The organism is Stenotrophomonas sp. STEN056, assembly GCF_056759635.1.
The window spans coordinates 1-25,030 of sequence record NZ_JBRRDL010000010.1 but is presented as its reverse complement, the minus strand read 5'-3'; the positions used below and the strand labels follow the sequence as shown (position 1 = coordinate 25,030).

Here is a 25,030-nt window from a genome sequence, read left to right as displayed (position 1 = left end):
ATCATCATCGCCATGCATGATGTCAGCCTGATCCCTCTCCATTCGTCCCTCTCTCCCCGCGTCCGCATGTCGGTTTCCGCAGGTGGTGTGCGATGAATGTGATTCGCCCCCTGCCGGAAATCCTGATCAACCAGATCGCCGCAGGCGAAGTGGTCGAGCGCCCCGCATCCGTGGTCAAGGAATTGGTGGAGAACGCACTTGATGCCGGCGCCACGCGCGTGGACATTGACCTGGAAGAAGGCGGCGTGCGGCTGATCCGCATCCGCGACAACGGCGGTGGCATGGCGCCGGAGCAGTTGCCGCTGGCTGTGTCGCGCCACGCCACCAGCAAAATCGCCAGCCTGGATGATCTGGAATCGGTGGCGACCCTGGGTTTCCGCGGTGAAGCGTTGCCGTCCATCGCCTCGGTCAGCCGCTTCACCCTGGCCTCGCGTCGTGCCGACGACGAGCATGGCGCCGCGTTGCAGATCGAGGGTGGCAAGCTGGGTGAAGTTGCGCCACGTGCGCATGCGCCGGGCACCACCGTGGAAGTACGCGAGCTGTTCTACAACGTGCCGGCGCGGCGCAAATTCCTGCGCGCCGAACGCACCGAGCTGGGCCATATCGAAGAGTGGCTGCGCTCGCTGGCGCTGGCCCGTCCGGACGTGGAGCTGCGCGTCTCTCACAACGGCAAGCCGTCACGCCGCTACAAACCTGGCGATCTGTATTCGGACACGCGCCTTGGCGAAACCTTGGGCGAAGATTTCGCGCGGCAGGCACTGCGTGTGGATCACAGCGCAGCCGGCCTGCGCCTGCATGGCTGGATCGCCCAGCCACAGTATTCGCGCGCCAGTGCCGACCAGCAGTACCTGTACGTCAACGGTCGCTCGGTGCGCGATCGCAGCGTCAGCCATGCGGTGAAAATGGGCTACGGCGATGTGCTCTATCACGGGCGTCAGCCGGCCTACGTGCTGTTTCTGGAGCTCGACCCGACCCGGGTCGACGTGAATGTGCATCCGGCCAAGCACGAAGTGCGTTTCCGCGACGCGCGGCTGATCCACGACTTTGTCTATCGCACCCTGAAGGACGCGCTGGCCGAGACCCGTGCCGGCATGGCGCCAGCGGCTCCGGCAGCCGGGCAGCCGGCGGACACGGCGCCGCCGATGCAGGCACCGCCCGGTTACGGTGGTTCGGGTTATGTGCTGGGACGGCCTCCGGGCAGCGCCAGTGAGGGCAATGGCAATTGGCAGGCGCGGCAATCGCCGCTGGGCCTGCAGGTGGCCGAGGCGCCGTCGGCGTATGCGGCCCTGTATTCGGCGCCGGCCGCGGGTACGGTGCAGTCGTTTGCCGAAGCGGGGCCGGCATTGCCGCCGACCGCCGGCGACAGCGGCGTGCCGCCGCTGGGGTATGCAATCGCCCAGTTGCACGGCATCTACATCCTGGCCGAAAACGCCGAAGGCCTGATCGTGGTGGACATGCATGCCGCGCACGAGCGTATCGGCTACGAACGGCTGAAGAATGCGCATGACGGCATCGGCCTGCACGCACAGCCGTTGCTGGTGCCGATGACGCTGGCGGTAGGCGAGCGCGACGCCGATACTGCAGAGCGCGAGGCGGCGACGCTGGCTGAGCTGGGTTTTGAAGTCACCCGCTCGGGCCCGGGCTCGTTGCATGTGCGCAGCATTCCGGCGTTGCTTGCCAATGCCGAACCGGAAGGACTGTTGCGTGACGTGCTGACCGACCTGCGCGAACACGGCCAGAGTCGCCGCATCGCCACCGCCCGCGACGAATTGCTGTCGACGATGGCCTGCCACGGCGCGGTGCGCGCCAACCGGCGTCTGACCCTTCCCGAGATGAACGCCCTGCTGCGCGACATGGAAATCACCGAGCGCTCAGGGCAATGCAACCACGGCCGCCCCACCTGGGCGCGCTTTTCGCTGGCGGAGATCGACCGCTGGTTCCTGCGGGGGCGTTGATGAAAAAACGATGGGGGAGCGTGGCCTTGATGGCCGCGATGCTGCTGGGTGGTTGCGGCGACAAGAACGCCGATGCCGGCAAGCCAGCGCCGGTGGATCCGGCGTTCGCGCATGACAACGCGTTATGGCGTGAGCAGCGCTTGACCGGGCTGATCACGCCCGACGGCTGGGCCAGCCTGGTCGGCCTGCACTGGCTGGAACTCAAGGCGCACTACATTGGCAGTGGCAGCACCAGCGGCATTCGTTTGGCCATGGGGCCGCCGCGGATGGGCATGGTGTCGCGCGATGGCGACAAGGTGTGGTTCACGCCGGAGCCCGGCGTGGTGCTGCACGCCGATGGTCAGGTGGTGAAGGGGCGCATTCCGTTCCGCAGCGATGACGATGCGTCGCCAACGGTGATCTCCTTCGACGACGGCAAGGGTCTGCTGACGCTGATCCATCGTGGCCCGCGTTACGCGCTGCGTCTGAAGCACGCCGATGCCCCGGCGCGGCTGAATTTTGGCCATCTGTCGTACTGGCCGGCCGATCCGTCCTGGCGGGTGACCGCGCGCTTCGTGCCGCATGACGTGAACAAGACCATTCCCATTGTCGACATCACCGGCTTGTCCAGCGAGGTGCCCAATGCAGGGGCGGTGGAGTTCGAGCGCGACGGCCGCACCTGGCGGCTGGAAACGCTCGGTGAACCGGGCCGTCCGTTGCAGCTGATCTTTGCGGACCGCACCAATGGGCGTGAGAGCTATTCGGCCGGTCGCTATGTCGACTTGGACATGCCCGATGCCAGGAGTGAAGTAGTGATTGATTTCAACCGTGCCTACAACCCGCCGTGCGCGTTCACGCCGTTTGCGACCTGCCCGTTGCCGCCGCCGGAGAACCGCATGGACATGAAGGTTGAAGCCGGTGAAAAGGCCTACGTGAAGCCAAAGGCGGAGGTTGCCGCATGAGCTTGATGACGCGCGCGACGAGGGTGTTGCTGGGCACGGTGATGATGCTGCTGGTGCCGGCCATCGCTCAGGCACGGCAGGCCGAGCCGGTTGCGCCGGCGGCGGCGAAGGCGGCACCGCCGGTGCCGTTGCTGTGGAAAGTCAGCGGGCCGGAGGGGGCGCAGCTCTACCTGCTGGGTTCGTTCCACCTGCTCAAGCCGGACGACTATCCCCTGTCGCCGGATGTGGACAAGGCATTCGAGGCATCGAGCCGCTTGCTGTTTGAACTGCCGCCGGAGGACATGAATTCGCCGGCGCTGGCAACGCAGATGATGCAGGCGGCGGTGCGCCGCGATGGTGGCCAGCTCAAGGAAGAACTGGATGCGACCACCTGGAAGCGGCTGCAGGATTACGCCACCGCCAACAACGCGCCGCTGGAGCGGCTGGTGGGGCTCAAGCCCTGGTTCATTGGCCTGACCATCAGCATCGGCCAGATGACGAGGCAGGGGCTGGACCCGGAGGCGGGGTTGGACCGGCATCTGATGACGCGCGCCGTGCAGGCCGGCAAACCGGCAGCGGGGCTGGAGACGGCGTCTTCGCAGATCAGCATGCTGGACAGCATGAGCAGCGACGAGCAGCTGCAGTTGCTGCGCGAGGCACTGGAGCAGGTGGAAAAGGGCGACGAGCAGAGCCGCCAGCTGCATGCCGCGTGGCGGCGTGGCGATGACGTGACGCTGTGGCGCGACATGGCGGCGCAGATGAAGCGGCAGTACCCCGGGCTGTATCAGCGGATCAACGTGGATCGCAATGACGCCTGGCTGGCGCCCCTGCAGCAGCGGCTTCAGGCAGGGCAGGGCAGCACCCTGGCGGTGGTGGGCGCTCTGCACCTGCTGGGCAGTGACGGCGTGGTCGAAAAGCTGCGCGCGCGCGGCTACCAGGTGGAGCGCATCTGTTCGGCCTGCAAGCCTGCAAAGCGCTGAGGCTCGGTAGGAGCGGCCTTGGCCGCGAAGCTGGCAATGCCGGCTGATTGCGATCACCGTGTGATCAGGCGGGTTGCAATGTCGTTTCGGCGTGCCTGGAGAGGCCGCGGGCTCCTGCGCACAGCACAGTTGGCTGAGATGGAATCCCAGCCATTGGCGAAATGGAGACGCTGGGGTTGCATCCCAGTCCACGGTGCTGGACATCAGATGCCAGGATGGTCGTCTGCCAAACGCTGCAGCCAGTGCCTGCCTCGCGGCGTGCGCCGTTCCCATGGAAAGCAAAAGGCCGACGCTTGCGTCGGCCTTTTTGTTCAGCGGTTGCCGCGGGTCTTGCTGCCCGGCGGCGGCGGCGGGTCGGCCGGCTTGCTGCCGGTGGCCGGGGGGCGACCGAAGCCTGCGCCCATGTTGCGCTGGAATTCCTGCCACAGCTCCATGTTGCGCTCGGTGAGTTGATTCATCATCGCCCACGGCGTCTGCCCGAGCAGGTTGCCCATCTGCTGGCGGAACTGCTGCTGCTGGTCCAGGAACACCTGCATGCTGCGCTCCAGGTAGTTGCCCATGAAGCCCTGCAGCGAATCGCCGTAGAAACGGATCAGCTGGCTGAGCAACTGGGTGGAGAGCATCGGCTCACCGTCCTGCTCCTTGTCGGCAATGATCTGCAGCAGAACCGAGCGGGTCAGGTCGTCACCGCTCTTGGCATCACGTACTTCAAAGTCCTCGCCGTCGAGGATCAGCTGGCGCACGTCTTCGATGGTGATGTAACTGGAAATCTCGGTGTCGTAGAGCCGGCGATTGGGATATTTCTTGATGATGCGGGTCGCAGCCATTAAGCCATCACTCGTCACGGTAGGCGCCCAGCATGGCGCAGTGCAGCAGGCCTTGCAACAGCCAAAAGTACAGGTTGCAAGGCGCGCAAACGTGTTTTCCTGTTGCGCAGCACGAATACCTGTGTTGCGCAGCATGGCGACGGCGCGTCACCAGCCCATGTGGTGGCCGCCGTTGATATCCAGGTTGGAGCCGGTGATCCAGGCGGCTTCTTCGGCAACCAGGAAGGCCACCGCGTAGGCGATCTCTTCCGGCTTGCCCAGGCGGCCGGTGGGGATGTCGGCGATGATCTTGGCCCGCACTTCCTCGGGTACGGCCATCACCATGTCCGTGGCCACATAGCCGGGCGAAATGGTGTTGACGGTGATGCCGAAGCCGGCATTCTCGCGCGCCAGCGAAATGGTGAAGCCGTGCATGCCGGCCTTGGCGGCCGCGTAGTTGGCCTGGCCGTACTGGCCCTTCAGGCCGTTGATCGAGCTGATCTGGATCACCCGGCCCCAGCCGCGCTTGCGCATGCCTTCAATCACCGGGCGGGTCACGTTGAACACCGAGTTGAGGTTGGTGTTGATCACCTCGTGCCACTGCTCGGGGCTCATGCGGTGGAAGGTGGTGTCGCGGGTGATGCCGGCGTTGTTGACCAATATTTCCACCGGGCCCAATGCGGCTTCGGTTGCCTCGATCAGACCGCGGCCGCTGACAGGGTCGGCAACATCGCCGGGGAACAAGGCGATGTCATAGCCTTTTGCCTGCATCTTCTGTTGCCAATGCTGGGCTTTGTCGGCGTTGCGGAAGTTGGTGGCGACACGATGGCCCTGGTCGGCCAGGCGTTGGCAGATGGCGGTACCGATGCCGCCGGTGCCGCCGGTGACCAGTGCGACGCGGGATGTCATGGGCAGATGCTCCAGGGCGATTGCGCGGGGAGCCACCGATTCTAATGAAACTGCGGTCAGCCCGGGGGCGAACCGGGGACGATCCGTGATTCTTTTTGCAGCCGCTCAGGTTCAAAGCCGGCGGCGGCATGCTGCAGCAGTTCCGGAACGCTGGCTGCAGCATCCAGGGTGCCCGGTGCCTGCCCCAGTGCAGTCCATAGCCAGCGCAGCACCGGCAACGGGGTGTCGATATCCACCGGCATTGCCGCGAGCGACTTGGACAGCTTGTTCCCGTCCTGCCCCAGCAGCAGTGGCAGGTGCAGATACTGGGGCGTTGGTACGCTCAGGGCTTGTTGCAGCAGGATCTGACGCGGGGTCGAATCGACCAGGTCGGCACCGCGCACCACGTGGCTGATGCCCTGGTCGGCATCGTCCACCACCACCGCCAACTGATAGGCCCAGTAGCCGTCGGCGCGCAGCAGGACGAAGTCGCCTACCTCGCGATCGACCTCCTGGGTGATGCGGCCTTGAAGGGCATCGTTGAAGGTGATGTGGCTGCCATCGGCCACGCGCAGGCGGATGGCTGGATGCGGGCGTTGCTGGCTGGCTGCGCAGCGGCGGTGGATGCCATGTTGATCGGCCAGGTCGGCGCGGCTGCAATGGCAGTGAAAGGCCTTGTCCTGCGCGAGCAGTTGTTCGCTTGCGCGCCGGTAAAGTGCGTGGCGATGGCTCTGGTATTGCACGGGTTCATCGGCATGCAGGCCGTAGGCCGCCAGGGTGGCCAGCTGTTGTTCTGCAGCGCCACGTACCTCGCGCGGCGGGTCGATATCCTCGATGCGGACCAGCCATTGGCCCTGCGCATGACGGGCCAGCAGCCAGCTGCCAAAGGCAGCCAGCATCGAGCCCAGGTGCAGCGGGCCGGTCGGGGAGGGCGCGAAACGGCCGCGGTAAGGAAACGAAGGCATCGAAGCTGAATCGTCGGTCAGATTTGTGCTTGAATTCAACCCGTGCGAGCCGCAGATTTATCGCACATTTTTCCCACCTCCATGGATCTTTCCCATGTTTACCCGTATCGGGCTGTTTCTTCTGACCAACCTTGCAGTGCTTGTCCTGGCAAGCATTGTCATGTCCATCCTGGGCGTGAACTCCTCGCAGATGAGCGGTCTGCTGGTCATGGCAGCCATCTTCGGTTTCGGTGGTTCCATCATTTCGCTGCTGCTGTCCAAGTTCATGGCCAAGCGCGGCACCGGCGCGGTGGTCATCACCGAGCCGCGCAACCAGACCGAGCGCTGGCTGCTGGATACGGTGGCACGCCAGGCCAAGGCGGCCGGCATCGGCATGCCGGAAGTGGCGGTGTATGACGCACCGGAGATCAACGCGTTCGCCACCGGCGCCAACCGCAACAATGCGCTGGTGGCGGTGTCCACCGGCCTGCTGCACAACATGAGCGAGGACGAGGCTGAAGCAGTGCTTGGCCACGAGATCGCGCACGTGGCCAATGGCGACATGATCACCATGGCATTGCTGCAGGGTGTGCTGAATACCTTCGTGATCGTGCTGGCCCGCGTGGTCGGTGGCGTGATCGACAGTGCGCTGTCGGGTAACCGCGAAGGCGGCGGCCGCGGCTTTGCCTACTACATCATCGTGTTTGTGCTGGAGATGGTGTTCGGCGTGTTCGCCACGATGATTGCCATGTGGTTCTCGCGTCGCCGCGAGTTCCGTGCCGACCATGGTGGCGCGACGCTGGCCGGTCGCCAGAAGATGATCGCCGCGCTGGAACGGCTGAAGCTCAACCACGGGCAGAGCACCCTGCCGACGCAGATTGCGGCCTTCGGTATTGCCGGCTCGACTGCCAAGAAGCTGTTCCTGAGCCATCCGCCGCTGGAAGAGCGTATTGCCGCGTTGAAGGCATCGACCGTGGTGTGATTGACGCCTGTACGCGCTTTTGATGGAAACGCCCGGCCACGTGCCGGGCGTTTTCGTTTTTGGTAGGCAGGCTTGGTGTGGCGCGTTGCTGCTGTGCTTTTGATCTGGCCGTGCCCTCTCCCGTTTATGGGAGAGGGGTAGGGGTGAGGGGGCTTGTGCTCCAGCATTTGCTGTTGCCATTGTTTGGAGCGCTGAGGCATGCGTCAAAAGCAAAAAAAAAACCTGAAAGGCTTAGGGCAAGGGCTGCCCTCACCCCAACCCCTCTCCCGCAGGCGGGAGAGGGGACGGCAACAGCAACAACAGCAGCAGCAACAACAAGCCGCCGCAACAACACTCGCAACACGTCGCGGAAACAGCACTGCCCAAAAACAAAAACGGCACCCTTGGGTGCCGTTTTCTTCAACGAATGACGCAACGGTCGATCAGAACTTCGGATCGAACTCGGCAGCGTAGCCGGTATTGACGATCACCTTCTGCAGCGCCTCGCAGACCTTGATGTTGCCGGCCACGATTTGCTGTGTCTCCGGGCCCTTGTCGTCCATGCGGGCCGGGGTGGCGCCGCGGTAGTTGCAGACCTTGCCGCCTGCTTCACGGACCAGCAGCACGCCGGCGGCGATGTCCCAGGCCTTCACGCCGGCTTCGAAATAGGCATCGGCGCGGCCGCAGGCCACATAGGCAAGATCCAGCGCAGCTGAGCCGGTGCGGCGCACGTCCTCGGCCTGTACCAGCAGCGTGTCGAGGGTCTTGAGCTGGCTGCTGGCGCGGGCGCGTTCGCGCGGTGCGAAGCCGGTGTGGAGCATGCTGCCTTCCAGGTCCTTGCGGTCGGAAACGCGGATGCGGCGGTCGTTGAGCACCGCGCCATTGCCACGGCTGGCGGTGAACAGTTCATTGCGCAGCGGGTCGAAGATCACCGCGTCGGTCGGTTCGCCGTTCTCGACCAGGGCAATGGACACGCAGTAATGCGGGAAGCCGCGCAGGTAGTTGCTGGTGCCGTCGAGCGGGTCAATCACCCACATCTGGCGCTTGCTGCCTTGGACGCCACCTTCTTCACCGAAAATGCCGTATTCGGGATAGGCGCGCTTGAGCTCCTTGACGATGACCTTCTCCGCGTCGCCATCCACTTCGCTGGCGTAATCCATCCGACCCTTCTGCACCACATTGAGGGCTTCAAGCTTGTTGATGTTGCGGAGCAGGACGTTGCCGGCGAGGCGGGCGGCCTTGACCATGACGGTTACGGCGGGTTTCTGCATGGCGAAAGGCTCCCGTGAAGGCTGAGATCGGATTGGCGGGGGAAAAGAGCGGGCCCGGCGCACAGGCCGGCCGCGCAGTTTACCATCTGCAGCTGTCTCGCTCCTGATTTTTTTGCCATCCATGTCTGCTCCTGTCCATATCCGTTTCGTTCTTGTCGGTACCCAGCACCCTGGAAACATAGGCGCGGCCGCCCGCGCGATGAAAACCATGGGGCTGGCACGGCTGGTGCTGGTAGCCCCGGAAAAGCCGCTGGACGATGTGGCCATGCGCCGTTCGGCTGGGGCTGAGGATGTGCTCGGCGACGCGCCGGTGGTGGCGACCCTGGCCGAGGCCGTTGCCGACTGCCAACTGGTGCTGGGCTGCACGGCGCGTTCGCGGCGCGTGCAACTGGAAGAACTGCTGCCGGAAGTGGCAGGCCAGCGGGCGGTTGCCAAGGCCGGCGAGGGTGCTGAAGTGGCCTTCGTGTTCGGCCGAGAGCGCACCGGCCTGACCAACGAGGAGCTGCAGCTGTGCCATCTGGCTGTTCACATCCCCTCCAATCCTGAATTCAGCTCGCTGAACCTGGCGGCCGCTGTGCAGGTGCTGGCCTATGAGGTGCGCATGGCGCAGTTGGAAGAGCAGGCGCCGCCGGTGCGGGAGCCGGGTTTTGGTGAAGCCGCAGCCAGCCATGCACAGTTGGAGGGCATGTTCAGCCAGTTTGGCGACACGCTGGACCAGATCGATTTCCACAAGGGTCGTGCGCCGGAATCGGCCATGCGCAAGCTGCGCCGGCTGTTCATGAAGGCGGACCTGTCCGAGCAGGAGGTCCGGCTGCTGCGCGGCATTCTGGCGGACGCGCAGCGGATGGCGCGGCTGGCCGGTGAGCGCGGCGACTGAGAAACTCATCACAACCGGGGATTTCCGGTAGGCTTGCCGAATCGTTTGGGGAGTTGCCGTTTTGCGCGTGTTTCGATGGCTTTGGGGAGCCGTATTGGGACTGGCTGCGCTACAGCCGGTTGCAGGCGGGGCGGTCGAGCGTTCGGTATTGGTGCTGGGGCGGATCAGTGATGATCCGAAGTCGCACTATGACCAGCTCAAACCGTTGCTGGATTACGTGGTGCCACGGATGCGGGAGGTCGGGATCGTCGAAGGGCGCATCCTGATGGCCAAGGATGCCCAGCAGATGGGCAGCTACCTGCGTCGTGGGCGCGTGGATTGGGTGACCGAAACCGCTGGCACGGGCATGGCCCTGCAGCAGCGGGCCGGCGCGCGGCCCTTGCTGCTGACCGAGCGCAGCGGCGTTGGCTCATATGAAAGTGTGTTCTTCGTGCGCCGCGACAGCCCGGTGGGCAGCCTGCAGGACCTCCGGGGCCGTACTCTGGCGTTGCAGAGCGCACTGTCCACCAGCGCCTATCTGGTGCCGGCCATGGAGCTGCTTGAGCAGGGCGTGAAGCCGGAGATCCTGTTGACGCCGGGCGATGTGCCCGCCACCGATACGGTGGGCTATGTGTTCGCGCGCACCGAGCTGAACATCTCCACCTACGTCCACAAGCGGGTGGTGGATGCCGGGGTGATCAGCAGCCTGGACTGGATGGACGACCGCAGCATGCCGCCGGCATTCCGCAGCGACATGCGGGTGATCTTCCGCAGCGAGCCGATGCCGCGCGCCCTGGAAATGGTGAGGTCCGACCTGGACCCGGCGGTACGTGAGCGTCTGCAGCGGGTGCTGCTGGAGGCAAGCCGTGATCCGGTTGCCGGGCCGGCGCTGGCCAAGTTCTTTGGCACCACCGGCTTTCACCCGGTGGACGCTGACAGCCAGCGTGCATTGGACCGCCTGCGCGCCGGGTTGGCCCGCATCCGCATGGAGGTGGAATGAAGCGATTGCGCTTTGGCCTGCAGGCGCGCTTCCTGCTCGCCTCCGGTGTGGCCTTGTTGGTGGTGACGGCCATTGTCTCGTTGATGCTGGCGCGCCAGGCGGCGGTCCAGCGGGAGGTCTTGCGCAACAGCGTCGATGTCATCCGGCAGGTGCTTGATGAGAGCATCAAGGAGCGCGGGACCGCCCTGGCCAAGGGCTTGGCCGACAACCTGGTCAACCCGTTGTACTACGAAGACCTGGCTGCCATTGGAGCGCTGGTGCGCAACACCACCGCGCAGGAGTCGGTGAGCTATGTGCTGGTGCACGACGCCGACGGCCACCTTGTCCACGATGGCTCCATTGATGTGGCCGGTTACGGCCAGCCAATGCGGGACCCGCTGGCGCAGGCTGCGGTCGGCGCGCGGGAAATGCTGCAGCAGCATTCGCCCTCGGTACTGGAGATCGACCTGCCCATCCATATTGGTGACCAGCGCATCGGTGGGCTGCGGGTGGGGATGGACCTGGCGCCGATGCATGCGCAGGAGGTGGCCGCCATGCGCACCTTGACCCAGCGGCTGGATGACACCCGGCGCCGGCAATGGATGTGGTTGACCGCGCTGATGGCTGCACTGGTGGTTTTTGCCTGTGCCACGGGGCTATACATACAGCGCACCATGGTGCGGCCGATCCGCTGGCTGAGCGGGGCTGCGCAGCGTATCGAACGGGGCGACTACCAGATCGAGGCACAGCCGAGCCGGCGCGGTGATGAAATCAGCGAGCTGCTGCGTACCTTCGACCGCATGAGCCAGAGCATCGCCCGGCATGACCGTGAAGTGCGGCAGATGGCCTACACCGATGCCCTCACGGGTTTGACCAACCGCCTGGCGTTCCGCGAAACCCTGGAAGAGCGGCTGCATGAGGCGCGCCTGGATGGGCGGTCGCTGGCGTTGTTATTCATCGACATTGATGAATTCAAGCGGGTCAACGACACCTTTGGCCATGAGGCTGGCGACGATGCCCTGCTGCAGTTTGCGCAGCGCATCGGTACCTCGGTGGCGCAGGCCGGGGGCGGCGAGGCGTTGCTGTCGCGCTTTGGCGGCGATGAATTCGTCATTCTCGTGGGCGAGGGGGAGCGCGGCGCGGCAGAAACCGCGGCGCAGCTTGCAGAGCGGCTGGTCGTGGAGCTGGCGCAGCCCCTGCAGGTGCAGCAGCGCGAGATATTCCTCGGCAGTTCCATCGGCATCACCTTGTTCCCCGAGGACGCGAACGGCGCCAGCACGCTGCTGAAGAATGGCGATATCGCCATGTACCAGGCCAAGCTTGCCGGCAAGAACTGCTTCCGTTACTACAACCGGGCCATGGATCACGCCGTGGAGCGGCGCCTGTATCTGGAACAGGAGCTGCGCGGCGCCTGGGACCGCGGTGAACTGGGCCTGGTCTACCAGCCCATCTTCCGCACCCGCGACCACATTCTGGTCGGCGCCGAAGTGCTGTTGCGCTGGCATCACCCGACACTGGGGCCGATACCGCCGTCGGTCTTCATCGACGTGGCCGAACAGAGTGGCCTCATCCAGGCGCTCGGCCCGAAGGTGCTGCGTGCGGCCTGCGAACAGGCAACGCTGTGGCCGCGCAACGCGGCCGGCGAGGAGGTGTTCATCTCCGTCAACGTATCGCCCCGGCAACTGCGCAACGGTGACCTGATAGCGGAAGTTGACGCCAGCCTGCACACCTCGGGCTTGGCCGCTTCGCGGCTGCATCTGGAGCTGACCGAGACGGCGGTCATCGGTGACGAGATTCTGGCCGTGACGCTGCTGGAGAAACTGCACCGTGCCGGCGTCCGGGTGTGGCTGGACGATTTCGGCACCGGCTTCTCCGGGCTCAGTCATCTGCGTCAGGTGCCGGTGGACGGGGTCAAGATCGACCGCAGTTTCGTGGCGGACATGGAGCGCGACCCGGACGATCTGGCGCTGACCACCGCCATCATCGCCATGGCCCACGCTTTGGGTATCACGGTGGTGGCCGAGGGCGTGGAGCAGCGGGCGCAGTTTGAACTGCTCAGTCAGCGCGGTTGTGATCTGGTGCAGGGCTACTGGTTGGGCCGACCGCTGGCGGCCGATGCCCTGGTGCAGCTGCTGGAGCACGACACCGCGGGGGTGCCGGGCATCCTGGCGTGAACACCGGCGCCGGCTTCAGGCCGTCGCTGGTTCGTAGCCCGGGCCCTGCATGGGCCGCTTGCTGGTGTCGCCGGCGATTTCGCGCACCAGCTTGGGCACCAGGTAGCCCGACAGCCGGGCCAGCAGCCCGGCATGCAGCGCCAAGGCCTGGGCGTCGCTGACCTCGAAATGGGCCACGCCCTGCACACGATCGAGCTGGTGCAGGTAATAGGGGAGCACGCCAGCGGCGAAGCTGCGCTCGCTCAGGGCGGCCAGCACGTCCAGATCATCGTTGACCCCGCGCAGCAGCACGGCCTGGTTGAGCAGTTGCGCACCGGCGCCGCGCAGGCGTGCCATCGCCGCATCGACGCTGGCATCAAATTCGTTGGCATGGTTGGCATGGATCACGAACGCCACCGGCCACGGCAGGGCGCGCAGCCATTGCACCAGTTCCGCATCCACCCGCTCGGGCAGCACCACCGGCAGGCGGCTGTGGATGCGCAGGCGTTTGACGTGGCCGATGGCTGCCAGGGCGTCGGTCAATTCAGCCAGCTTGGAGGTGGCCAGCGACAGCGGGTCGCCGCCGCTGAGGATCACTTCATCAATGCCCGGATCGGCGGCGATGGCTGCCAGGGCCTCGTGCCAGCCGCCCTTGGCCGCGTTTTCTTCGGCGTAGTCGAAGTGACGGCGGAAGCAGTAACGGCAGTGGATGGCGCAGCTGCCGGTGACCACCAGCAGGGCGCGACCCTGGTATTTCTGGATCACGCCGGTGGCTTTGCGGGCCTGGCCGTCGCCGACGGCGTCGAAGCTGAACCCGGGGACCACCTGCATTTCATCATTGATGGGCAGCACCTGCCGCAGCAGCGGGTCGGCCGGATCGCCATGGCGCATGCGGGCCACAAAGCCGCGCGGTACCCGCAACGGGAACTGCGCCAGCGCTTCGGCCGAAAGCCCCACGTCTTCCGCTGCCAGCCCAAGCTCGGCCAGCAGCTGCGCCGGCGCGCGGATGGCTTGGCGCCAATGCGCTTGCCAGCGGTCGGTGGGCAGGGTCAGGACGGCTTGTTGTGGAGCGTGGGCGGGGGCTGCGGTTATCATTGGCGGTCAGAAAAACAGTTGCCCCGCCTGATGGCGGGCGTTCCATTCTAATCCGGCCGGTTGCAACACGCGCCGGTTTTTGCCACCTCAGGAGTTTCAGCATGGCCAGTTACGGCATGAACGACGTCAAGAACGGGATGAAGATCCTGGTCAACAACCAGCCAGCTGTCATCATCGACACCGAGTACGTCAAGCCGGGCAAGGGCCAGGCCTTCACCCGCGTCAAGTACCGTCTGATCAAGGATGGCCGTACGCAGGAAGTGACCATGAAGTCGACCGACTCGATGGAAGCGGCTGACGTGGTCGATACCGACATGAATTTCATGTACAGCGACGGCGAGTACTGGCACTTCATGGATCCGGAATCCTTCGAGCAGGTGCAGGCCACCAAGGCCGGCATGGGCGGCACCGAGCTGTGGCTCAAGGGCGAGGAGTCCTGCGTGGTTACCCTGTGGAACGGCGAGCCGATCGCCGTGCAGCCGCCGAACTTCGTTGAACTGAAGATCACCGAAACCGACCCGGGCGTGCGTGGTGATACCTCCGGCGGTGGCGGCAAGCCGGCCACCCTGGAAACTGGCGCCGTGGTCCGCGTGCCGCTGTTCGTCAACCAGGATGAAATCATCCGCGTTGATACGCGTTCGGGCGAATACTCCGCGCGCGTCAAGTGACGTAATGGCGCGTTTGCGCAAGCGCAAACGCCTTTGCCATTGCGGCATCCCCGCGCAGGCGGGGATCGTGGCGCAGGCGACACTGGGCTTCGGGCGACCTTTCGGAAGCCCGAAGCCTTTTTCGCATCCGGCGTTGGCTGGATGGATTCAGTAACAGATACAGAGGTGAAACGGCGTGAGCGACATCCAACCCCAACCCTGTGACCTCCTGATCGAAGCCGGTTATGTGGTTCCGGTCGAGCCGCATGCGGTGGTGCTGGAGGATCACGCCGTGGCCGTGACCGGCGGGAAGATCGTGGCAGTGCTGCCGCGCACCGAGGCACGTGCGCGCTTTGCTGCCCAGCAGGTGGTATCGCGACCGGAAGCGGCGCTGATCCCCGGACTGGTCAACGCGCACACGCACAACCCGATGACGCTGCTGCGCGGCGTCGCCGACGACCTGCCGCTGATGACCTGGCTGCGCGAGCACATCTGGCCGGTGGAAGCGGCGGTGATCGGCCCGGAGTTCGTTGCCGACGGCACCACCCTGGCCATTGCCGAGATGCTGCGCGGCGGCACGACGTGCGCCAACGAAAACTATTTCTTCGCCGACGTGCAGGCCGCTGTGTACAAGCAGCATGGCTTCCGCGCGTTGGTGGGCTCGGTGATCATCGACTTCCCCAGCGCCTGGGCCAAGAGTGATGACGAATACTTCGCCCGCGCCACCGAGCTGCACGATGCCTGGCGTGACGACACACTGATCGGCACCGCGTTTGCGCCGCATGCGCCGTATACGGTGAGCGATGCCAACTTCGAGCGGGTGCGGATGCTGTCCGATCAGCTCGATGTTCCGGTGCATCTGCATACGCATGAAACCGCGCAGGAAATCACCGACTCCATCGCGCTGCATGGGCAGCGCCCGCTGGCGCGGCTGGACCGCCTGGGGCTGGTCAATGACCGCCTGATTGCCGTGCACATGACCCAGCTGACCGACGCTGAAATCCACCTGTGCGCCGAACGCGGCGTCAGCGTGGTGCATTGCCCGGAATCGAACCTGAAGCTGGCCTCGGGCTTCTGCCCGGCCTGTGCGCTGGTCAAGGCCGGTGTGAACCTGGCCATCGGCACCGATGGCTGTGCCAGCAACAACGACCTGGACATGTTCAGCGAGAACCGCACTGCGGCCATCCTCGCCAAGGCCGTGGCCAACGACGCCACCGCGCTGGACGCCGCCACCACGTTGCGCGCGGCAACGCTGGGTGGCGCGCGTGCGCTGGGCTTCGGCGACCGCGTGGGTTCCATCGAAGTGGGCAAGCAGGCCGACCTGGCGTGCGTGGATCTGTCGGCGCTGGAAACCCAGCCGCTGCACCATGTGCTGTCGCAGCTGGTTTATGCCGCCGGCCGTCACCAGGTCAGCGACGTGTGGATCGACGGCAAACCCAAACTGGTCCAGCGTGAGCTGGTTGGCATGGACGTGGCGGCAATCACCGCCAACGCACGCCAGTGGCGCGACCGTATCCGCAGCATCCGCGCCTGAGGGCGCAGCTGGGCCGCGCAGGCGGCCCCAAGAGGAAAGACAGATGAGCGCAACCTCCACCAATTTCGATCAGGCCGAACTGGACAAGTTCGCCGCATTGGCCAACCGCTGGTGGGACGCCGATGGCCCGCAGAAGCCGTTGCATGCACTGAACCCGGTGCGTCTGCAGTACGTCGCCGACCGCGCCACGTTGCGTGGTGCCAAGGTGCTGGACATCGGTTGCGGTGGCGGCCTGTTGAGCGAGGCGCTGGCCAAGGAAGGGGCGCAGGTCACGGCCATTGATCTGGCGCCGGAGCTGGTCAAGGTGGCGCGTCTGCATGGCCTGGAATCGGGCGTGCAGGTGGACTACCGCGTGCAGGCTGCCGAAGACCTCGCCGCCGAGCAGCCGGGTGCATTCGACGTGGTCACCTGCATGGAAATGCTGGAGCACGTGCCCGACCCGGGCGCGATCATCGCCGCGTGCCAGCGCTTGCTGCGCCCGGGCGGCAAACTGTTCCTGTCCACCATCAACCGCACCCCGGCTGCTTTTGCGGTGGCCGTGGTTGGTGCCGAGTACATCGCACGACTGCTGCCCAAGGGCACGCATCACTACCAGGAATTCATCAAGCCGGCCGAACTCGGCGCGTGGCTGCGCGAGGCGGACCTGCAACTGCAGGACGTCACCGGCATGGCCTACGAGCCGTGGCGCAATCGCGCGCGCCTGAGCAGTCGCACCGGGATCAATTACCTGGCCTACGCGGTCAAGCCGGACCAGGCATGACCGCCGCGTCGTTCCCGGCAGCGGTGTTGTTCGACCTGGACGGCACCCTGCTGGACAGTGCGCCGGACTTCATCGCCACCGCCAACCGCATGCGCCAGGCGCGCGGCCTGCCTGCCTTGCCGCTGGAGCAACTGCGGCCGGTGGTATCCAAGGGCTCGCGTGCGATGCTGGCGGTTGCGTTTCCACAGATGGCCGAGAGCGAGCGTCATGCGCTGATTCCGGAATTTCTGGATGTCTACGAGGCGCTGATCGGCCAGCATGCACGCTTGTTCGATGGTGTCGAAACGATGCTGGAAACGCTTGAGCGGGCCGGCACGGTGTGGGGCATCGTCACCAACAAGCCTGAATACCTGGCGCGGCTGATCCTGCCGCAACTGGGCTGGGAGCAGCGCTGCGCGGTGTTGATCGGCGGTGACACATTGCCCGAGCGCAAGCCGCATCCGTTACCACTGGAAGTGGCGGCGCAACGTATCCAGGCTGCTGCGGGCAGCTGCGTGTACGTGGGCGATGACGAGCGTGACATTGTCGCCGCGCGGGCCGCCGGCATGCCGTCCGTGGCCGCGCTGTGGGGCTATCGCCTTGACGGTGACGACCCTTCTGCCTGGCAGGCCGATGTACAGCGTGCATTGCCGCAGGAACTTTGGCAGCCAGCCGCATGGCCAGCTACCCAACCGGCTTCGGCCTGATCCAAACAACGAGGTTTGATGTGAGCAGTGCGCTGGACAGCTTCCTGGACAAATGGCGTGACCGTTGGCCTGAATGGACCTTCGTGGAGCGCTTCGTCGATGAGGGAGTGCGCGTCCGCGCAGTGGCGTGGTTCGCGCTGTTGCAGGAGTTCGACGACATCCTGAACGCCACCGGCGACACCACGCCGCAGGACGCCAAGCTGGCATGGTGGGGCGAGGAACTGCGCAGTTGGGCGGCGCAGCGCTCGCGGCATCCACTGGGGCGCGTGTTGGAGCCGGTGCGCGCGCCGTGGCAGTCATTGGCAGATGCGTTGCCGAGCCTGATGGAGGCGCGCGAACAACCGGCCGATGCTGCGCAGGCGCGCAGTGCATTGGCCGCATATGCCGCCGCTGTCGCGGCAGTGGAAGCGGCGGTGTTCAATGAAAAGCCCGCGGCCAAGGCCGCTGATGCCGTGTTGACCCAGTTGTTGGCGCAGCGCGTGCAGGACCTGGGCGCGGCCGCAGTGCCGCGTGCGGCGGGCGACGAAACGCAGTGGCAGAAGCAGTTGCTGACGGCATGGCCGTCGCGCGTTGCTGGCCCGCGTCCACGGCGGCTGTACGCATCGCTGGGCCGCGCCCGCGTGCAGGCTTGTTTGAAGGGTGGTCAATACCAGCCCAACCCCGCTGCACTGTTGTGGCGCAGTTGGTGGGCTGCCCGCGGGTAGGAGCGGCCTTGGCCGCGAAGCCGGTGGATGTTCCGCTTGCGAGAAGGCCGATTGTTGAAGCGATCCGGGCTTCGCACCGGAAGGCGCTCCTGGTGCATGAATGCCCGTAGGAGCGGCCTTGGCCGCGAAGCCGGCAGATGTTCCGCTTGCGAGAAGGCCGATTATTGAAGCGATCCCAGCTTCGCGCCTGAAGGCGCTCCTGGTGCATGAATGCCTGTAGGAGCGGCCTTGGCCGCGAAGCCGGCGGATATTCCGTGTGTGGAGTGACCGATTGCTGAAGCTATCCCAGCTTCGCGCCTAAAGGCGCTCCTACGCAGGGGCGTAGATCTACTTCCCGCGTTCCAGCACCAGCAGCGGGTCGATGCGGGTATCGAACCAATTCATCCCCCAATGCAAATGCGGCCCGGTCGCACGCCCGGTCGCGCCGACCGTGGCGATGTTCTGCCCCTGTTCGATGCGGTCGCCCACCTTCACGCCGATGCGCGACAGATGCAGGAAGTTGGAGCTGATGCCGTAGCCGTGGTCGAGCACCAGGGTGCCGCCGGTCAGGTAAAGGTCCGGACCGGCGAAGGTGACGATGCCGGCGGCCGGTGCCTTCACTGGCGTGCCGGTTGGCACGGCGATATCCATGCCGGAATGACCGGCGCCCGGCTGCCCGTTGTAGATGCGCGCATTACCGAAGCGGCCGCTGATGCGCCCCTGTACCGGCCAGATGAAGGTCTGGGTGAAGTCGGTACGGTTGTCGTCGCGCTTGCGCGCGTCGGTGACCTGTGCCTGCTCACGGGCAATGCGTTCGGCGATGGCCGGCGGCGGGTTCACCGTCTTCGGCGGCACGCCGTTGACGCGTTCGGTTGGCCAGTCGCGTGGTGTCACCGTGATGGAGGCGGTTTCGCTGCTGCCATCGGGGCGACGGACCTGCACCTGCAGCGGGCCTCTCTCGTCGCGGCCGATACCGAACACCACGCTGCCGTAGCCGCTCACGCGCAGGTCGCGGCCACCGTAACGGACGCTGCTGCCGGCCGGTACCTTGCCGACCACCATCGCGCCCTGCGAGGCGCTGGCCGGGAACACGACACGGTTGTCGACCAGGTCGCCAATGCCGTCCTGCGCCTGCACGGATGCCGCAGGGACCAGTGGCGCTGCCAGCAGCAGCGCGGTGACCATCAATGCCGAGCGCATCAGCGGTCGTAGGTCATGCGCTGGCCGGCCGGTGCGCCGACCAGCTTGCTGCCGTCCCACACCAGTTGGCCGTTGACCCAGGTGGAGGCGATGCGCGAACGGAAGGTGGTGCCTTCAAACGGCGACCAGCCGCACTTGGACAGTACGTCCTCGCGCTTGACCGTGAACGGCACGTCTTCGACCAGCACCAGGTCGGCGAAGTAGCCCTCGCGTAGGAAACCGCGCTCTTCCACGTCGAACAGCTGTGCCGGTGCGTGTGCGAACTTCTGCACCACCTGTTCGCGGGTCAGCTTGCCTTCGTGCACGCGCTCCAGCGCGGCAACCAGTGCGTACTGCACCAGCGGCAGGCCGGACGGCGCCTGTGCGTAGGGCTTCTGCTTCTCTTCCCAGGTATGCGGGGCGTGGTCGGTGGCCAGCACATCAAGCACGTCATTGGCGAGCGCGGCGGTGATTGCCTCGCGGTCGGACACTTCCTTGATCGCCGGGTTGCACTTGATCAGGTTGCCCTTGATTGCATAGTCCGGGCGCGCGAAATGCAGGAAGTGCACGCAGGTTTCGGCGGTGATCTGCTTGCGGCTGCCATCGGCGCGGATCAGCGGGCCTTTCTCGAACAGTTCCAGCTCATCGGCGGTGGAGATGTGCAGCACATGCAGGCGCGTGCCGTGCTTGCGGGCCAGCGACAACGCCAGCAGGGTGGACTTCTTGCAGGCTTCGCGCGAGCGGATGTCCGGGTGCATGTCCGGGGTCAGCGCGTCGCCGTATTTTTCCTGGAACGCCTTCAGGTTGGCGTCGATCATCGGCGTGTCTTCGCAGTGCGTGATGATCGGCGTCGGGCAGTCGCGGAAGATCGCGTCCAGCGTTTCCGGGTTGTCCACCAGCATGTTGCCGGTGGAGGCGCCCATGAACACCTTCACACCCGGCGCGTTCTTCGGGTCGAGCACACGGATGGCTTCCAGGTTGTCGTTGCTGGCGCCGTGATAGAAGCCGTAGTTGGCCCAGGCGCGGCCCTTGGCCAGTTCGTACTTGGCTTCGAGGATGGTCGAATCCAGCGTCGGCGGGTTGGTGTTGGGCATGTCCATGAAGCTGGTCAGGCCACCGGCCACCGCAGCGGCCGATTCACTGGCAATGTCGCCCTTGTGGGTCAGGCCCGGTTCGCGGAAGTGCACCTGGTCGTCGATCATGCCGGGCAGCAGCCAGCGCCCGGCGGCGTCCACCACCTGCTCGCCGTCGCGCGGGGCCAGCCCGGCGCCGATCTGCGCGATGCGGCCATTTTCGATGCGCAGGTCGCCATCGAAAGTGCGGCCTTCGTTGACCATGCGGGCATTGGTGATGAGCGTGGAGGACATATCAGTGTTTTCCTGTACAGCGGCAAGAAGAAGAGTCAGAGCGCTCGGGCACCGGGTCGAAGCCGCCGGGATGGAAGGGCTGGCAACGGCCCAGCCGCAGCAGCGTAAGCCAGCAGCCACGCAAGGGACCGTGTACGCGGATGGCTTCCATCCCGTATTCAGAGCAACTGGGAACAAAACGGCAGCGCGGCCCGAGCAGGGGGCTGATGAAGCGCTTGTAGAAGCGCAGTACGGCAATGAGTAGGCGGCCGATCACCCACGAATGATATGCCACTTGGCATTGTCATTGAATTTGTCGCAGGATGCGGGACGGTGCCGGTAAAGCTTTCGTGGTTTACCAGCGCCAGCCAGGTGCGGATGCCGCGCCTGGTTACGTTCCGAACTGCGCGAAACGGTCCGGTGACGCCACCGGACCCTTGCAGCACGGGCCGGGCATCCGTTCAGGCAGCGGTGTCCGACGCGGTTGCTGCTGCTGGTCGGGTAGGCTATAAAGGCCCGCTTTCCCGGGCCCCGGGGGAAACAAGGAAGAGCGTTTCGTGGCTGCTAAAAAACCTGCAAAGAAGGCCGTCAAGGTCGCCAAGAAGACCGCCAAACCTGTAGTCAAGAAGGCGGTGTCCAAGCCGGCTGCAAGCAAGCCCGTTGCCAAGGCTGCAAAGCCGGCCGCAACCAAGGCGCCTGCCAAGAAGGCAGTTGCCAAGAAGGCTGCGGCCAAGCCGGTTGTCGCCAAGAAGGTTGCTGCCAAGCCGGCGGCTCCGGTGGCCAAGAAAACGCCTGCCGGCAAGGTGACCAAGCCGGTCGCCGCGCCCGCCAGGAAAACTGCAGCGGCCAAGGCCGTCAAGCCTGCAGCCAAGCCGGTGGTGAAGAAGGCAGCCGAGAAATCCGTTGCCAAAGTCGTCAAGAAGCCCACCACCCCATCCGTGGTCAAGTCCGTACCGAAGCCGGCCGTCAAGCCGGTGACGGCCAAGCCTGTCCCGGCTGAAGTCGCCAAGAAGGTTCCAGCGCCGGTCGTCAAGCCGGTTGCTGCCAAGCCGACGCCGGCGGCCAAAGCCCCGCAATCCAAGAAGCCCGTGCCTGTTTCGAAATCCCCCGTGAAAACACCCGTCAAATCCACCGCTCCGGTTGCTGTTCGCCCGGTTGGCAAGGTGGCCGTCGCTGTCACCGCTCGTTCGACCGCTCCGGCGCCGCGCAGCAAGTACAAGGTGGTCGAATACAAGACCGACGAGGCCTCCGGCCGCCCGATCCTGCCGGCTGGCTACAAGCCGACGGCGGACGAGGAGTACATGAGCACGCTGCAGCAGGAGTACTTCCGCCAGCGCCTGCTGCAATGGCGCGGTGATCTGGTCGAGGAATCGAAGCAGACCATCGAGAACCTGCGCGAGGAAGTGCGTGACATCGGCGACGAAGCCGAGCGCGCAACCCGCGAGACCGAGAACTCGCTGGAACTGCGTACTCGCGATCGCTACCGCAAGCTGATCGGCAAGATCGACAGCACGCTGAAGCGTCTGGAAGCCGGCGACTACGGTTTCTGCGTCGATACCGGCGAAGAAATCGGCCTGGATCGTCTGGAAGCGCGCCTCACCGCCGAGCGCACGATTGATGCGCAGGAGCGTTGGGAGCACCTGCAGAAGCAGCAGGGCGACTGATCGCCTGGTTCTGCCGAGCAACGCAAAACCCCGCCCCGGCGGGGTTTTGCCTTTCTGGAAAGTGAAGATGACAGATCAGGACGTTTTCATGCGCCGCGCTGTTGAGCTGGCGCGCACCAACATTGCCGGCGGCGGTCGCCCCTTCGGCGCGGTGTTGGTCAAGGACGGCAAGGTGCTGGCCGAGGCGGCCAACAGCATCCATGCCAGCCACGACCCGACCGACCACGCCGAGATGCGCGCCATCCGCCTGGCCAGTGCCGCGCTGGCAAGCCCGCGTCTGGATGGCTGCGTGATCTACGCAAGCGGACATCCTTGCCCGATGTGCCTGGCGGCGATGTATCTGTGCGGTATCGAGCAGGCGTGGTTTGCGTATTCCAACGAAGACGGCGCGCCGTTTGGGCTTTCCACTGGCGCGGTGTATGCGCGCCTGGCAGAAGGCCCGGCCGCTTCCGGTTCTGGCCTGCAGCAGTTGCGGCCGGCAGGCGAGGCCGGGTTGTATGCGGAGTGGAAGGCAGGGCAGTAGCGCAACGCTCCCTCATCCGCCCCCCGCCTGCGCGGGGGCAAGTTCTTCGGGCACCTTCTCCCAAAAGGGGGCTGCTGTCCCGCAAGCGGGAGAAGGGAGGGTGCCGGCTTCGGAAACCCTCTGCGCTCCGCACGGCCAGCCACCGTTCGGTGGCCTGAAGACATGCGCAATGCTCGGCATGCTCCCTTCTCCCGTCTGCGGGAGAAGGTGCCCGAAGGGCGGATGAGGGCCGCCGTTACTGCAGATCGCGCAGATTCAGCCGGCGCAGCTGCGGCGCCTTCCAGGCGGTGACGCAGGCCACGCCCAGCACCGCGCAGCCACCGATCACCACGGCCGGCACCAATCCCAGCAGCCGTGCCATGGTTCCGGCATAGAACGCGCCCAGTTCGTTGGATGAGCTGATGAAGATGCCGTTGATCGAGGACACCCGCCCGCGCATTTCATCGGGCGTGGCCAACTGCAGGATGGTCGAGCGCACCACCACCGACACGCCGTCGCAGGCGCCATAGAACAACAGGATGGCCGCGGACAGCCAGAAGTGCCGGGACAGGCCGAAGGCGATCACGCACAGCCCAAAGCCGGCCACGGCGAACAACAGTACGCGCCCGGCGTTGCGCTGCAGCGGGCGCCGCGCCAGCCACAGGCCGACGCAGATCGAGCCCAGTGCGGGGGCTGCACGCAGGATGCCCAGGCCTTGCGGGCCGTAATGCAGGATGTCCTGGATGAAGGCGGGCAGCATCGCCACCACGCCGCCGAGCAGCACCGAGAACATGTCCAATGCCATCGCGCCCAGCATGATCTGGTTGCCGAGCACAAAGCGGGCACCCTCGGCGATGCTGGCGAAGATCGGCGCGCGGGTCTGCGGTGGCGCCGGTTCGCTGACCTTCAGCGAGGCCAGTGCGAGCAATGCCAGCATCGCCATTACCGCAGCGACGCCGTAGGACAAGCCCTTGCCGCCCCAGGCAACCAGGACGCCGCCCAGGGCAGGGCCGATGACCATGCCGGCCTGGAACACCACGCTGCCGAATCCGGCGCCCCGGGCGAACTGTTCGCGGGCCAGCACGCGTGCGAACAGTGCGTTGTAGATCGGCGACAGAAACGCGCGGACCATGCCGGTCAGGGCGATTGCCAGATAAATCGGCCACACCCCCTTGACCGGCAGCCAGCCCATTGTCACCGCAACCAGAACCACGGCGGTCGCAATCAGGCCCAGGCAGGCGGCCATGCCCAGCTTGCGGCGCGGCAGGTGATCAACCAGGTAGCCGGCAAATGGCGCCACACAGAAGAACGGCAGTACCTCGGCCAGGCCGATCAGCCCCAGCGAGAACGGATTGCGGGTGATCTCATAGATGTGCCAGCCGACGGTGACGGCGACAATCTGGTAGGAGAGCATCGCCGCGATGCGGTACATCAGCAGCTGCGCAAAACCGGGTTGGCGCAGCAGTGCGCCGGGGCTGGAGCCGTCGGCAGTCAGGCTCACTGCAGGTGAGCTTTGGCGGTGTCGCGGATGAAGGCCAGCATTGCCGCAAGGCCGTTGCTGCGGGTTGGGGACAGGTGCTTGGCCAGGCCGATGGCGGCGACATAGTCGGGCTCGGTGGCCAGGATGTCGGTGGCGGAGCGGCCGGAATATACGCGCAGCGCCAGGTAGATCAGGCCCGAAACGATGGCCGAATCACTGATGGCGTGGAAGACAAGTTTGTCGGCGTCGCCTTCGGGCACGATCCAGACCATCGACTGGCAGCCGAGCAGGCGGTGCTCTTCGGTCTTCCACTCTTCGGGGAAGCTGGGCAGCTTGCGGCCAAGGTCGATCAGGTACTGGTAGCGCTCGGACCAGTCACCAAAGAAGGAGAACTCCTCGGTAATAGTGGCCTGGGCTTCGGCGGGCGTGGGTTCGAGCGGGAAGGGGGAGTTGGTCATCGGGGTTCCTGTTTTGGCTCCATGCCTGTGGAGGCAGGAGGAGCTTTGTGGGGAAGGGGGTTTTTCTTTCCCCCTCTCCCCAACCCCTCTCCCGCGAGGGGAGAGGGGCTTAGAGCGAAGCGAGCTGAGGCGGTATTGTGCAATCGCGGGTTTAAAGCCCCTCTCCCCTGGCGGGGCGACGGAGAGCAGCTTGCGAATCATTGATTCGCTGCTCTCCTAGCGCCTTCGCGTCTAGCGAAGGCTGGGGCGCGGAGCGGGGGTTGGGGAGAGGGGGGGGGGTTTT

Annotated in this window: 24 protein-coding genes; 14 read left to right on the top strand and 10 right to left on the bottom strand. The window is 65.4% G+C overall.

Annotated features, from left to right (window positions below; genetic code table 11):
• Nucleotides 1-92: 92 nt before the first annotated feature.
• From mutL to ACVOLO_RS07735, 3 genes are read left to right on the top strand one after another with little or no spacing between them, the layout of a single operon-like run.
• Nucleotides 93-1,955 carry a DNA mismatch repair endonuclease MutL gene (gene mutL / locus ACVOLO_RS07745; protein ID WP_481569671.1) on the top strand — a complete coding sequence of 621 codons (1,863 nt, stop codon included), beginning with the start codon at nt 93-95 and terminating at the stop codon, nt 1,953-1,955.
• Complete coding sequence (locus ACVOLO_RS07740) at nt 1,955-2,896, top strand: DUF1684 domain-containing protein (protein ID WP_481569670.1); 942 nt, start codon at nt 1,955-1,957, stop codon at nt 2,894-2,896. The genes mutL and ACVOLO_RS07740 overlap by 1 nt, the downstream gene beginning before the upstream one ends.
• Nucleotides 2,893-3,855, top strand: coding sequence for a TraB/GumN family protein (locus tag ACVOLO_RS07735; RefSeq protein ID WP_481569669.1), 963 nt, complete (start codon nt 2,893-2,895; stop codon nt 3,853-3,855). Before ACVOLO_RS07740 ends, ACVOLO_RS07735 begins: the two co-directional genes overlap by 4 nt.
• Nucleotides 3,856-4,166: 311 nt before the next feature.
• On the opposite strand, the gene phaR is transcribed toward ACVOLO_RS07735, so the two are convergent.
• The 3 genes from phaR to gluQRS form a co-directional block, all read right to left on the bottom strand.
• Entirely contained in the window at nt 4,167-4,682 is a 516-nt protein-coding gene (phaR, locus tag ACVOLO_RS07730; RefSeq protein ID WP_481569668.1) for a polyhydroxyalkanoate synthesis repressor PhaR, read from the bottom strand.
• Between the two features lie 147 nt (nt 4,683-4,829).
• Nucleotides 4,830-5,570, bottom strand: a complete 741-nt coding sequence (phbB, locus tag ACVOLO_RS07725) for an acetoacetyl-CoA reductase (protein WP_481569667.1) — start codon at nt 5,568-5,570, stop codon at nt 4,830-4,832.
• A gap of 56 nt (nt 5,571-5,626) precedes the next feature.
• Nucleotides 5,627-6,514 (bottom strand): tRNA glutamyl-Q(34) synthetase GluQRS, encoded by an 888-nt coding sequence (gluQRS, locus tag ACVOLO_RS07720; RefSeq protein ID WP_481569666.1) that lies wholly within the window; start codon nt 6,512-6,514, stop codon nt 5,627-5,629.
• A 94-nt stretch (nt 6,515-6,608) separates the two neighbouring features.
• Here gluQRS and htpX point away from each other — a divergent pair, with 94 nt between their 5' ends.
• Nucleotides 6,609-7,475 carry a protease HtpX gene (htpX, locus tag ACVOLO_RS07715; RefSeq protein WP_481569665.1) on the top strand — a complete coding sequence of 289 codons (867 nt, stop codon included), beginning with the start codon at nt 6,609-6,611 and terminating at the stop codon, nt 7,473-7,475.
• A gap of 422 nt (nt 7,476-7,897) precedes the next feature.
• On the opposite strand, the gene ACVOLO_RS07710 is transcribed toward htpX, so the two are convergent.
• The gene (locus ACVOLO_RS07710; RefSeq protein WP_481569664.1) at nt 7,898-8,725 is read right to left on the bottom strand and encodes an inositol monophosphatase family protein; all 828 of its coding nucleotides are present in this window, start codon (nt 8,723-8,725) and stop codon (nt 7,898-7,900) included.
• Between the two features lie 121 nt (nt 8,726-8,846).
• Between ACVOLO_RS07710 and ACVOLO_RS07705 the strand changes: the two genes are divergently transcribed.
• The 3 genes from ACVOLO_RS07705 (at nt 8,847) to ACVOLO_RS07695 (ending at nt 12,734) form a co-directional block, all read left to right on the top strand.
• Complete coding sequence (locus ACVOLO_RS07705) at nt 8,847-9,602, top strand: RNA methyltransferase (protein ID WP_481569663.1); 756 nt, start codon at nt 8,847-8,849, stop codon at nt 9,600-9,602.
• A gap of 61 nt (nt 9,603-9,663) precedes the next feature.
• Nucleotides 9,664-10,581 carry a phosphate/phosphite/phosphonate ABC transporter substrate-binding protein gene (locus ACVOLO_RS07700; protein WP_481569662.1) on the top strand — a complete coding sequence of 306 codons (918 nt, stop codon included), beginning with the start codon at nt 9,664-9,666 and terminating at the stop codon, nt 10,579-10,581.
• The gene (locus tag ACVOLO_RS07695) at nt 10,578-12,734 is read left to right on the top strand and encodes a putative bifunctional diguanylate cyclase/phosphodiesterase (protein ID WP_481569661.1); all 2,157 of its coding nucleotides are present in this window, start codon (nt 10,578-10,580) and stop codon (nt 12,732-12,734) included. The genes ACVOLO_RS07700 and ACVOLO_RS07695 overlap by 4 nt, the downstream gene beginning before the upstream one ends.
• A 15-nt stretch (nt 12,735-12,749) precedes the next feature.
• Here the strand turns inward: ACVOLO_RS07695 and epmB are convergent, their stop codons facing one another.
• The gene (epmB, locus tag ACVOLO_RS07690; protein ID WP_481569660.1) at nt 12,750-13,808 is read right to left on the bottom strand and encodes an EF-P beta-lysylation protein EpmB; all 1,059 of its coding nucleotides are present in this window, start codon (nt 13,806-13,808) and stop codon (nt 12,750-12,752) included.
• Nucleotides 13,809-13,909: 101 nt separating this feature from the next.
• Here epmB and efp point away from each other — a divergent pair, with 101 nt between their 5' ends.
• The 5 genes from efp to ACVOLO_RS07665 all read left to right on the top strand — a co-directional run bounded on the left by efp (nt 13,910) and on the right by ACVOLO_RS07665 (nt 18,139).
• Nucleotides 13,910-14,476 carry an elongation factor P gene (gene efp / locus ACVOLO_RS07685; RefSeq protein ID WP_481569659.1) on the top strand — a complete coding sequence of 189 codons (567 nt, stop codon included), beginning with the start codon at nt 13,910-13,912 and terminating at the stop codon, nt 14,474-14,476.
• Between the two features lie 175 nt (nt 14,477-14,651).
• Nucleotides 14,652-15,989: a TRZ/ATZ family hydrolase gene (locus tag ACVOLO_RS07680; RefSeq protein ID WP_481569658.1), complete on the top strand. Its 1,338-nt coding sequence runs from the start codon at nt 14,652-14,654 to the stop codon at nt 15,987-15,989.
• Nucleotides 15,990-16,032: 43 nt separating this feature from the next.
• On the top strand, nt 16,033-16,749 hold the full coding sequence (ubiG, locus tag ACVOLO_RS07675) for a bifunctional 2-polyprenyl-6-hydroxyphenol methylase/3-demethylubiquinol 3-O-methyltransferase UbiG (RefSeq protein ID WP_481569657.1): 717 nt from the start codon (nt 16,033-16,035) through the stop codon (nt 16,747-16,749).
• Complete coding sequence (locus ACVOLO_RS07670; protein WP_481569656.1) at nt 16,746-17,435, top strand: phosphoglycolate phosphatase; 690 nt, start codon at nt 16,746-16,748, stop codon at nt 17,433-17,435. Before ubiG ends, ACVOLO_RS07670 begins: the two co-directional genes overlap by 4 nt.
• Nucleotides 17,405-18,139 carry a squalene/phytoene synthase family protein gene (locus ACVOLO_RS07665; RefSeq protein ID WP_481569655.1) on the top strand — a complete coding sequence of 245 codons (735 nt, stop codon included), beginning with the start codon at nt 17,405-17,407 and terminating at the stop codon, nt 18,137-18,139. The genes ACVOLO_RS07670 and ACVOLO_RS07665 overlap by 31 nt, the downstream gene beginning before the upstream one ends.
• Nucleotides 18,140-18,466: 327 nt before the next feature.
• On the opposite strand, the gene ACVOLO_RS07660 is transcribed toward ACVOLO_RS07665, so the two are convergent.
• Genes ACVOLO_RS07660 through yidD form a run of 3 tightly spaced genes read right to left on the bottom strand, consistent with a single transcriptional unit; the run spans nt 18,467 to nt 20,938 of the window.
• Entirely contained in the window at nt 18,467-19,318 is an 852-nt protein-coding gene (locus ACVOLO_RS07660; RefSeq protein ID WP_481569654.1) for a M23 family metallopeptidase, read from the bottom strand.
• A complete protein-coding gene (locus ACVOLO_RS07655) occupies nt 19,318-20,664 on the bottom strand; it encodes a dihydroorotase (protein ID WP_481569653.1) in 1,347 nt (448 codons plus the stop codon). Before ACVOLO_RS07655 ends, ACVOLO_RS07660 begins: the two co-directional genes overlap by 1 nt.
• Nucleotide 20,665: 1 nt before the next feature.
• Nucleotides 20,666-20,938, bottom strand: a complete 273-nt coding sequence (yidD, locus tag ACVOLO_RS07650; protein WP_481569652.1) for a membrane protein insertion efficiency factor YidD — start codon at nt 20,936-20,938, stop codon at nt 20,666-20,668.
• A gap of 262 nt (nt 20,939-21,200) precedes the next feature.
• Here yidD and dksA point away from each other — a divergent pair, with 262 nt between their 5' ends.
• Entirely contained in the window at nt 21,201-22,307 is a 1,107-nt protein-coding gene (gene dksA, locus ACVOLO_RS07645; RefSeq protein ID WP_481569651.1) for an RNA polymerase-binding protein DksA, read from the top strand.
• Nucleotides 22,261-22,830: a nucleoside deaminase gene (locus ACVOLO_RS07640; protein ID WP_481569650.1), complete on the top strand. Its 570-nt coding sequence runs from the start codon at nt 22,261-22,263 to the stop codon at nt 22,828-22,830. Before dksA ends, ACVOLO_RS07640 begins: the two co-directional genes overlap by 47 nt.
• Nucleotides 22,831-23,065: 235 nt before the next feature.
• Here the strand turns inward: ACVOLO_RS07640 and ACVOLO_RS07635 are convergent, their stop codons facing one another.
• On the bottom strand, nt 23,066-24,310 hold the full coding sequence (locus ACVOLO_RS07635; RefSeq protein ID WP_481569649.1) for an MFS transporter: 1,245 nt from the start codon (nt 24,308-24,310) through the stop codon (nt 23,066-23,068).
• Entirely contained in the window at nt 24,307-24,747 is a 441-nt protein-coding gene (locus ACVOLO_RS07630) for a SufE family protein (RefSeq protein ID WP_481569648.1), read from the bottom strand. Before ACVOLO_RS07630 ends, ACVOLO_RS07635 begins: the two co-directional genes overlap by 4 nt.
• Nucleotides 24,748-25,030: the final 283 nt, after the last annotated feature.

What these genes read in the sequence shown, in the direction of transcription:
- mutL (WP_481569671.1), top strand. Translation starts at nt 93, where the DNA reads ATGAATGTGATTCGCCCCCTGCCGGAAATCCTGATCAACCAGATCGCC.
- ACVOLO_RS07740 (WP_481569670.1), top strand. Translation starts at nt 1,955, where the DNA reads ATGAAAAAACGATGGGGGAGCGTGGCCTTGATGGCCGCGATGCTGCTG.
- ACVOLO_RS07735 (WP_481569669.1), top strand. Translation starts at nt 2,893, where the DNA reads ATGAGCTTGATGACGCGCGCGACGAGGGTGTTGCTGGGCACGGTGATG.
- phaR (WP_481569668.1), bottom strand. Translation starts at nt 4,682, where the DNA reads ATGGCTGCGACCCGCATCATCAAGAAATATCCCAATCGCCGGCTCTAC.
- phbB (WP_481569667.1), bottom strand. Translation starts at nt 5,570, where the DNA reads ATGACATCCCGCGTCGCACTGGTCACCGGCGGCACCGGCGGCATCGGT.
- gluQRS (WP_481569666.1), bottom strand. Translation starts at nt 6,514, where the DNA reads ATGCCTTCGTTTCCTTACCGCGGCCGTTTCGCGCCCTCCCCGACCGGC.
- htpX (WP_481569665.1), top strand. Translation starts at nt 6,609, where the DNA reads ATGTTTACCCGTATCGGGCTGTTTCTTCTGACCAACCTTGCAGTGCTT.
- ACVOLO_RS07710 (WP_481569664.1), bottom strand. Translation starts at nt 8,725, where the DNA reads ATGCAGAAACCCGCCGTAACCGTCATGGTCAAGGCCGCCCGCCTCGCC.
- ACVOLO_RS07705 (WP_481569663.1), top strand. Translation starts at nt 8,847, where the DNA reads ATGTCTGCTCCTGTCCATATCCGTTTCGTTCTTGTCGGTACCCAGCAC.
- ACVOLO_RS07695 (WP_481569661.1), top strand. Translation starts at nt 10,578, where the DNA reads ATGAAGCGATTGCGCTTTGGCCTGCAGGCGCGCTTCCTGCTCGCCTCC.
- epmB (WP_481569660.1), bottom strand. Translation starts at nt 13,808, where the DNA reads ATGATAACCGCAGCCCCCGCCCACGCTCCACAACAAGCCGTCCTGACC.
- efp (WP_481569659.1), top strand. Translation starts at nt 13,910, where the DNA reads ATGGCCAGTTACGGCATGAACGACGTCAAGAACGGGATGAAGATCCTG.
- ubiG (WP_481569657.1), top strand. Translation starts at nt 16,033, where the DNA reads ATGAGCGCAACCTCCACCAATTTCGATCAGGCCGAACTGGACAAGTTC.
- ACVOLO_RS07670 (WP_481569656.1), top strand. Translation starts at nt 16,746, where the DNA reads ATGACCGCCGCGTCGTTCCCGGCAGCGGTGTTGTTCGACCTGGACGGC.
- ACVOLO_RS07665 (WP_481569655.1), top strand. Translation starts at nt 17,405, where the DNA reads ATGGCCAGCTACCCAACCGGCTTCGGCCTGATCCAAACAACGAGGTTT.
- ACVOLO_RS07660 (WP_481569654.1), bottom strand. Translation starts at nt 19,318, where the DNA reads ATGCGCTCGGCATTGATGGTCACCGCGCTGCTGCTGGCAGCGCCACTG.
- ACVOLO_RS07655 (WP_481569653.1), bottom strand. Translation starts at nt 20,664, where the DNA reads ATGTCCTCCACGCTCATCACCAATGCCCGCATGGTCAACGAAGGCCGC.
- ACVOLO_RS07640 (WP_481569650.1), top strand. Translation starts at nt 22,261, where the DNA reads ATGCGCAGGAGCGTTGGGAGCACCTGCAGAAGCAGCAGGGCGACTGAT.
- ACVOLO_RS07630 (WP_481569648.1), bottom strand. Translation starts at nt 24,747, where the DNA reads ATGACCAACTCCCCCTTCCCGCTCGAACCCACGCCCGCCGAAGCCCAG.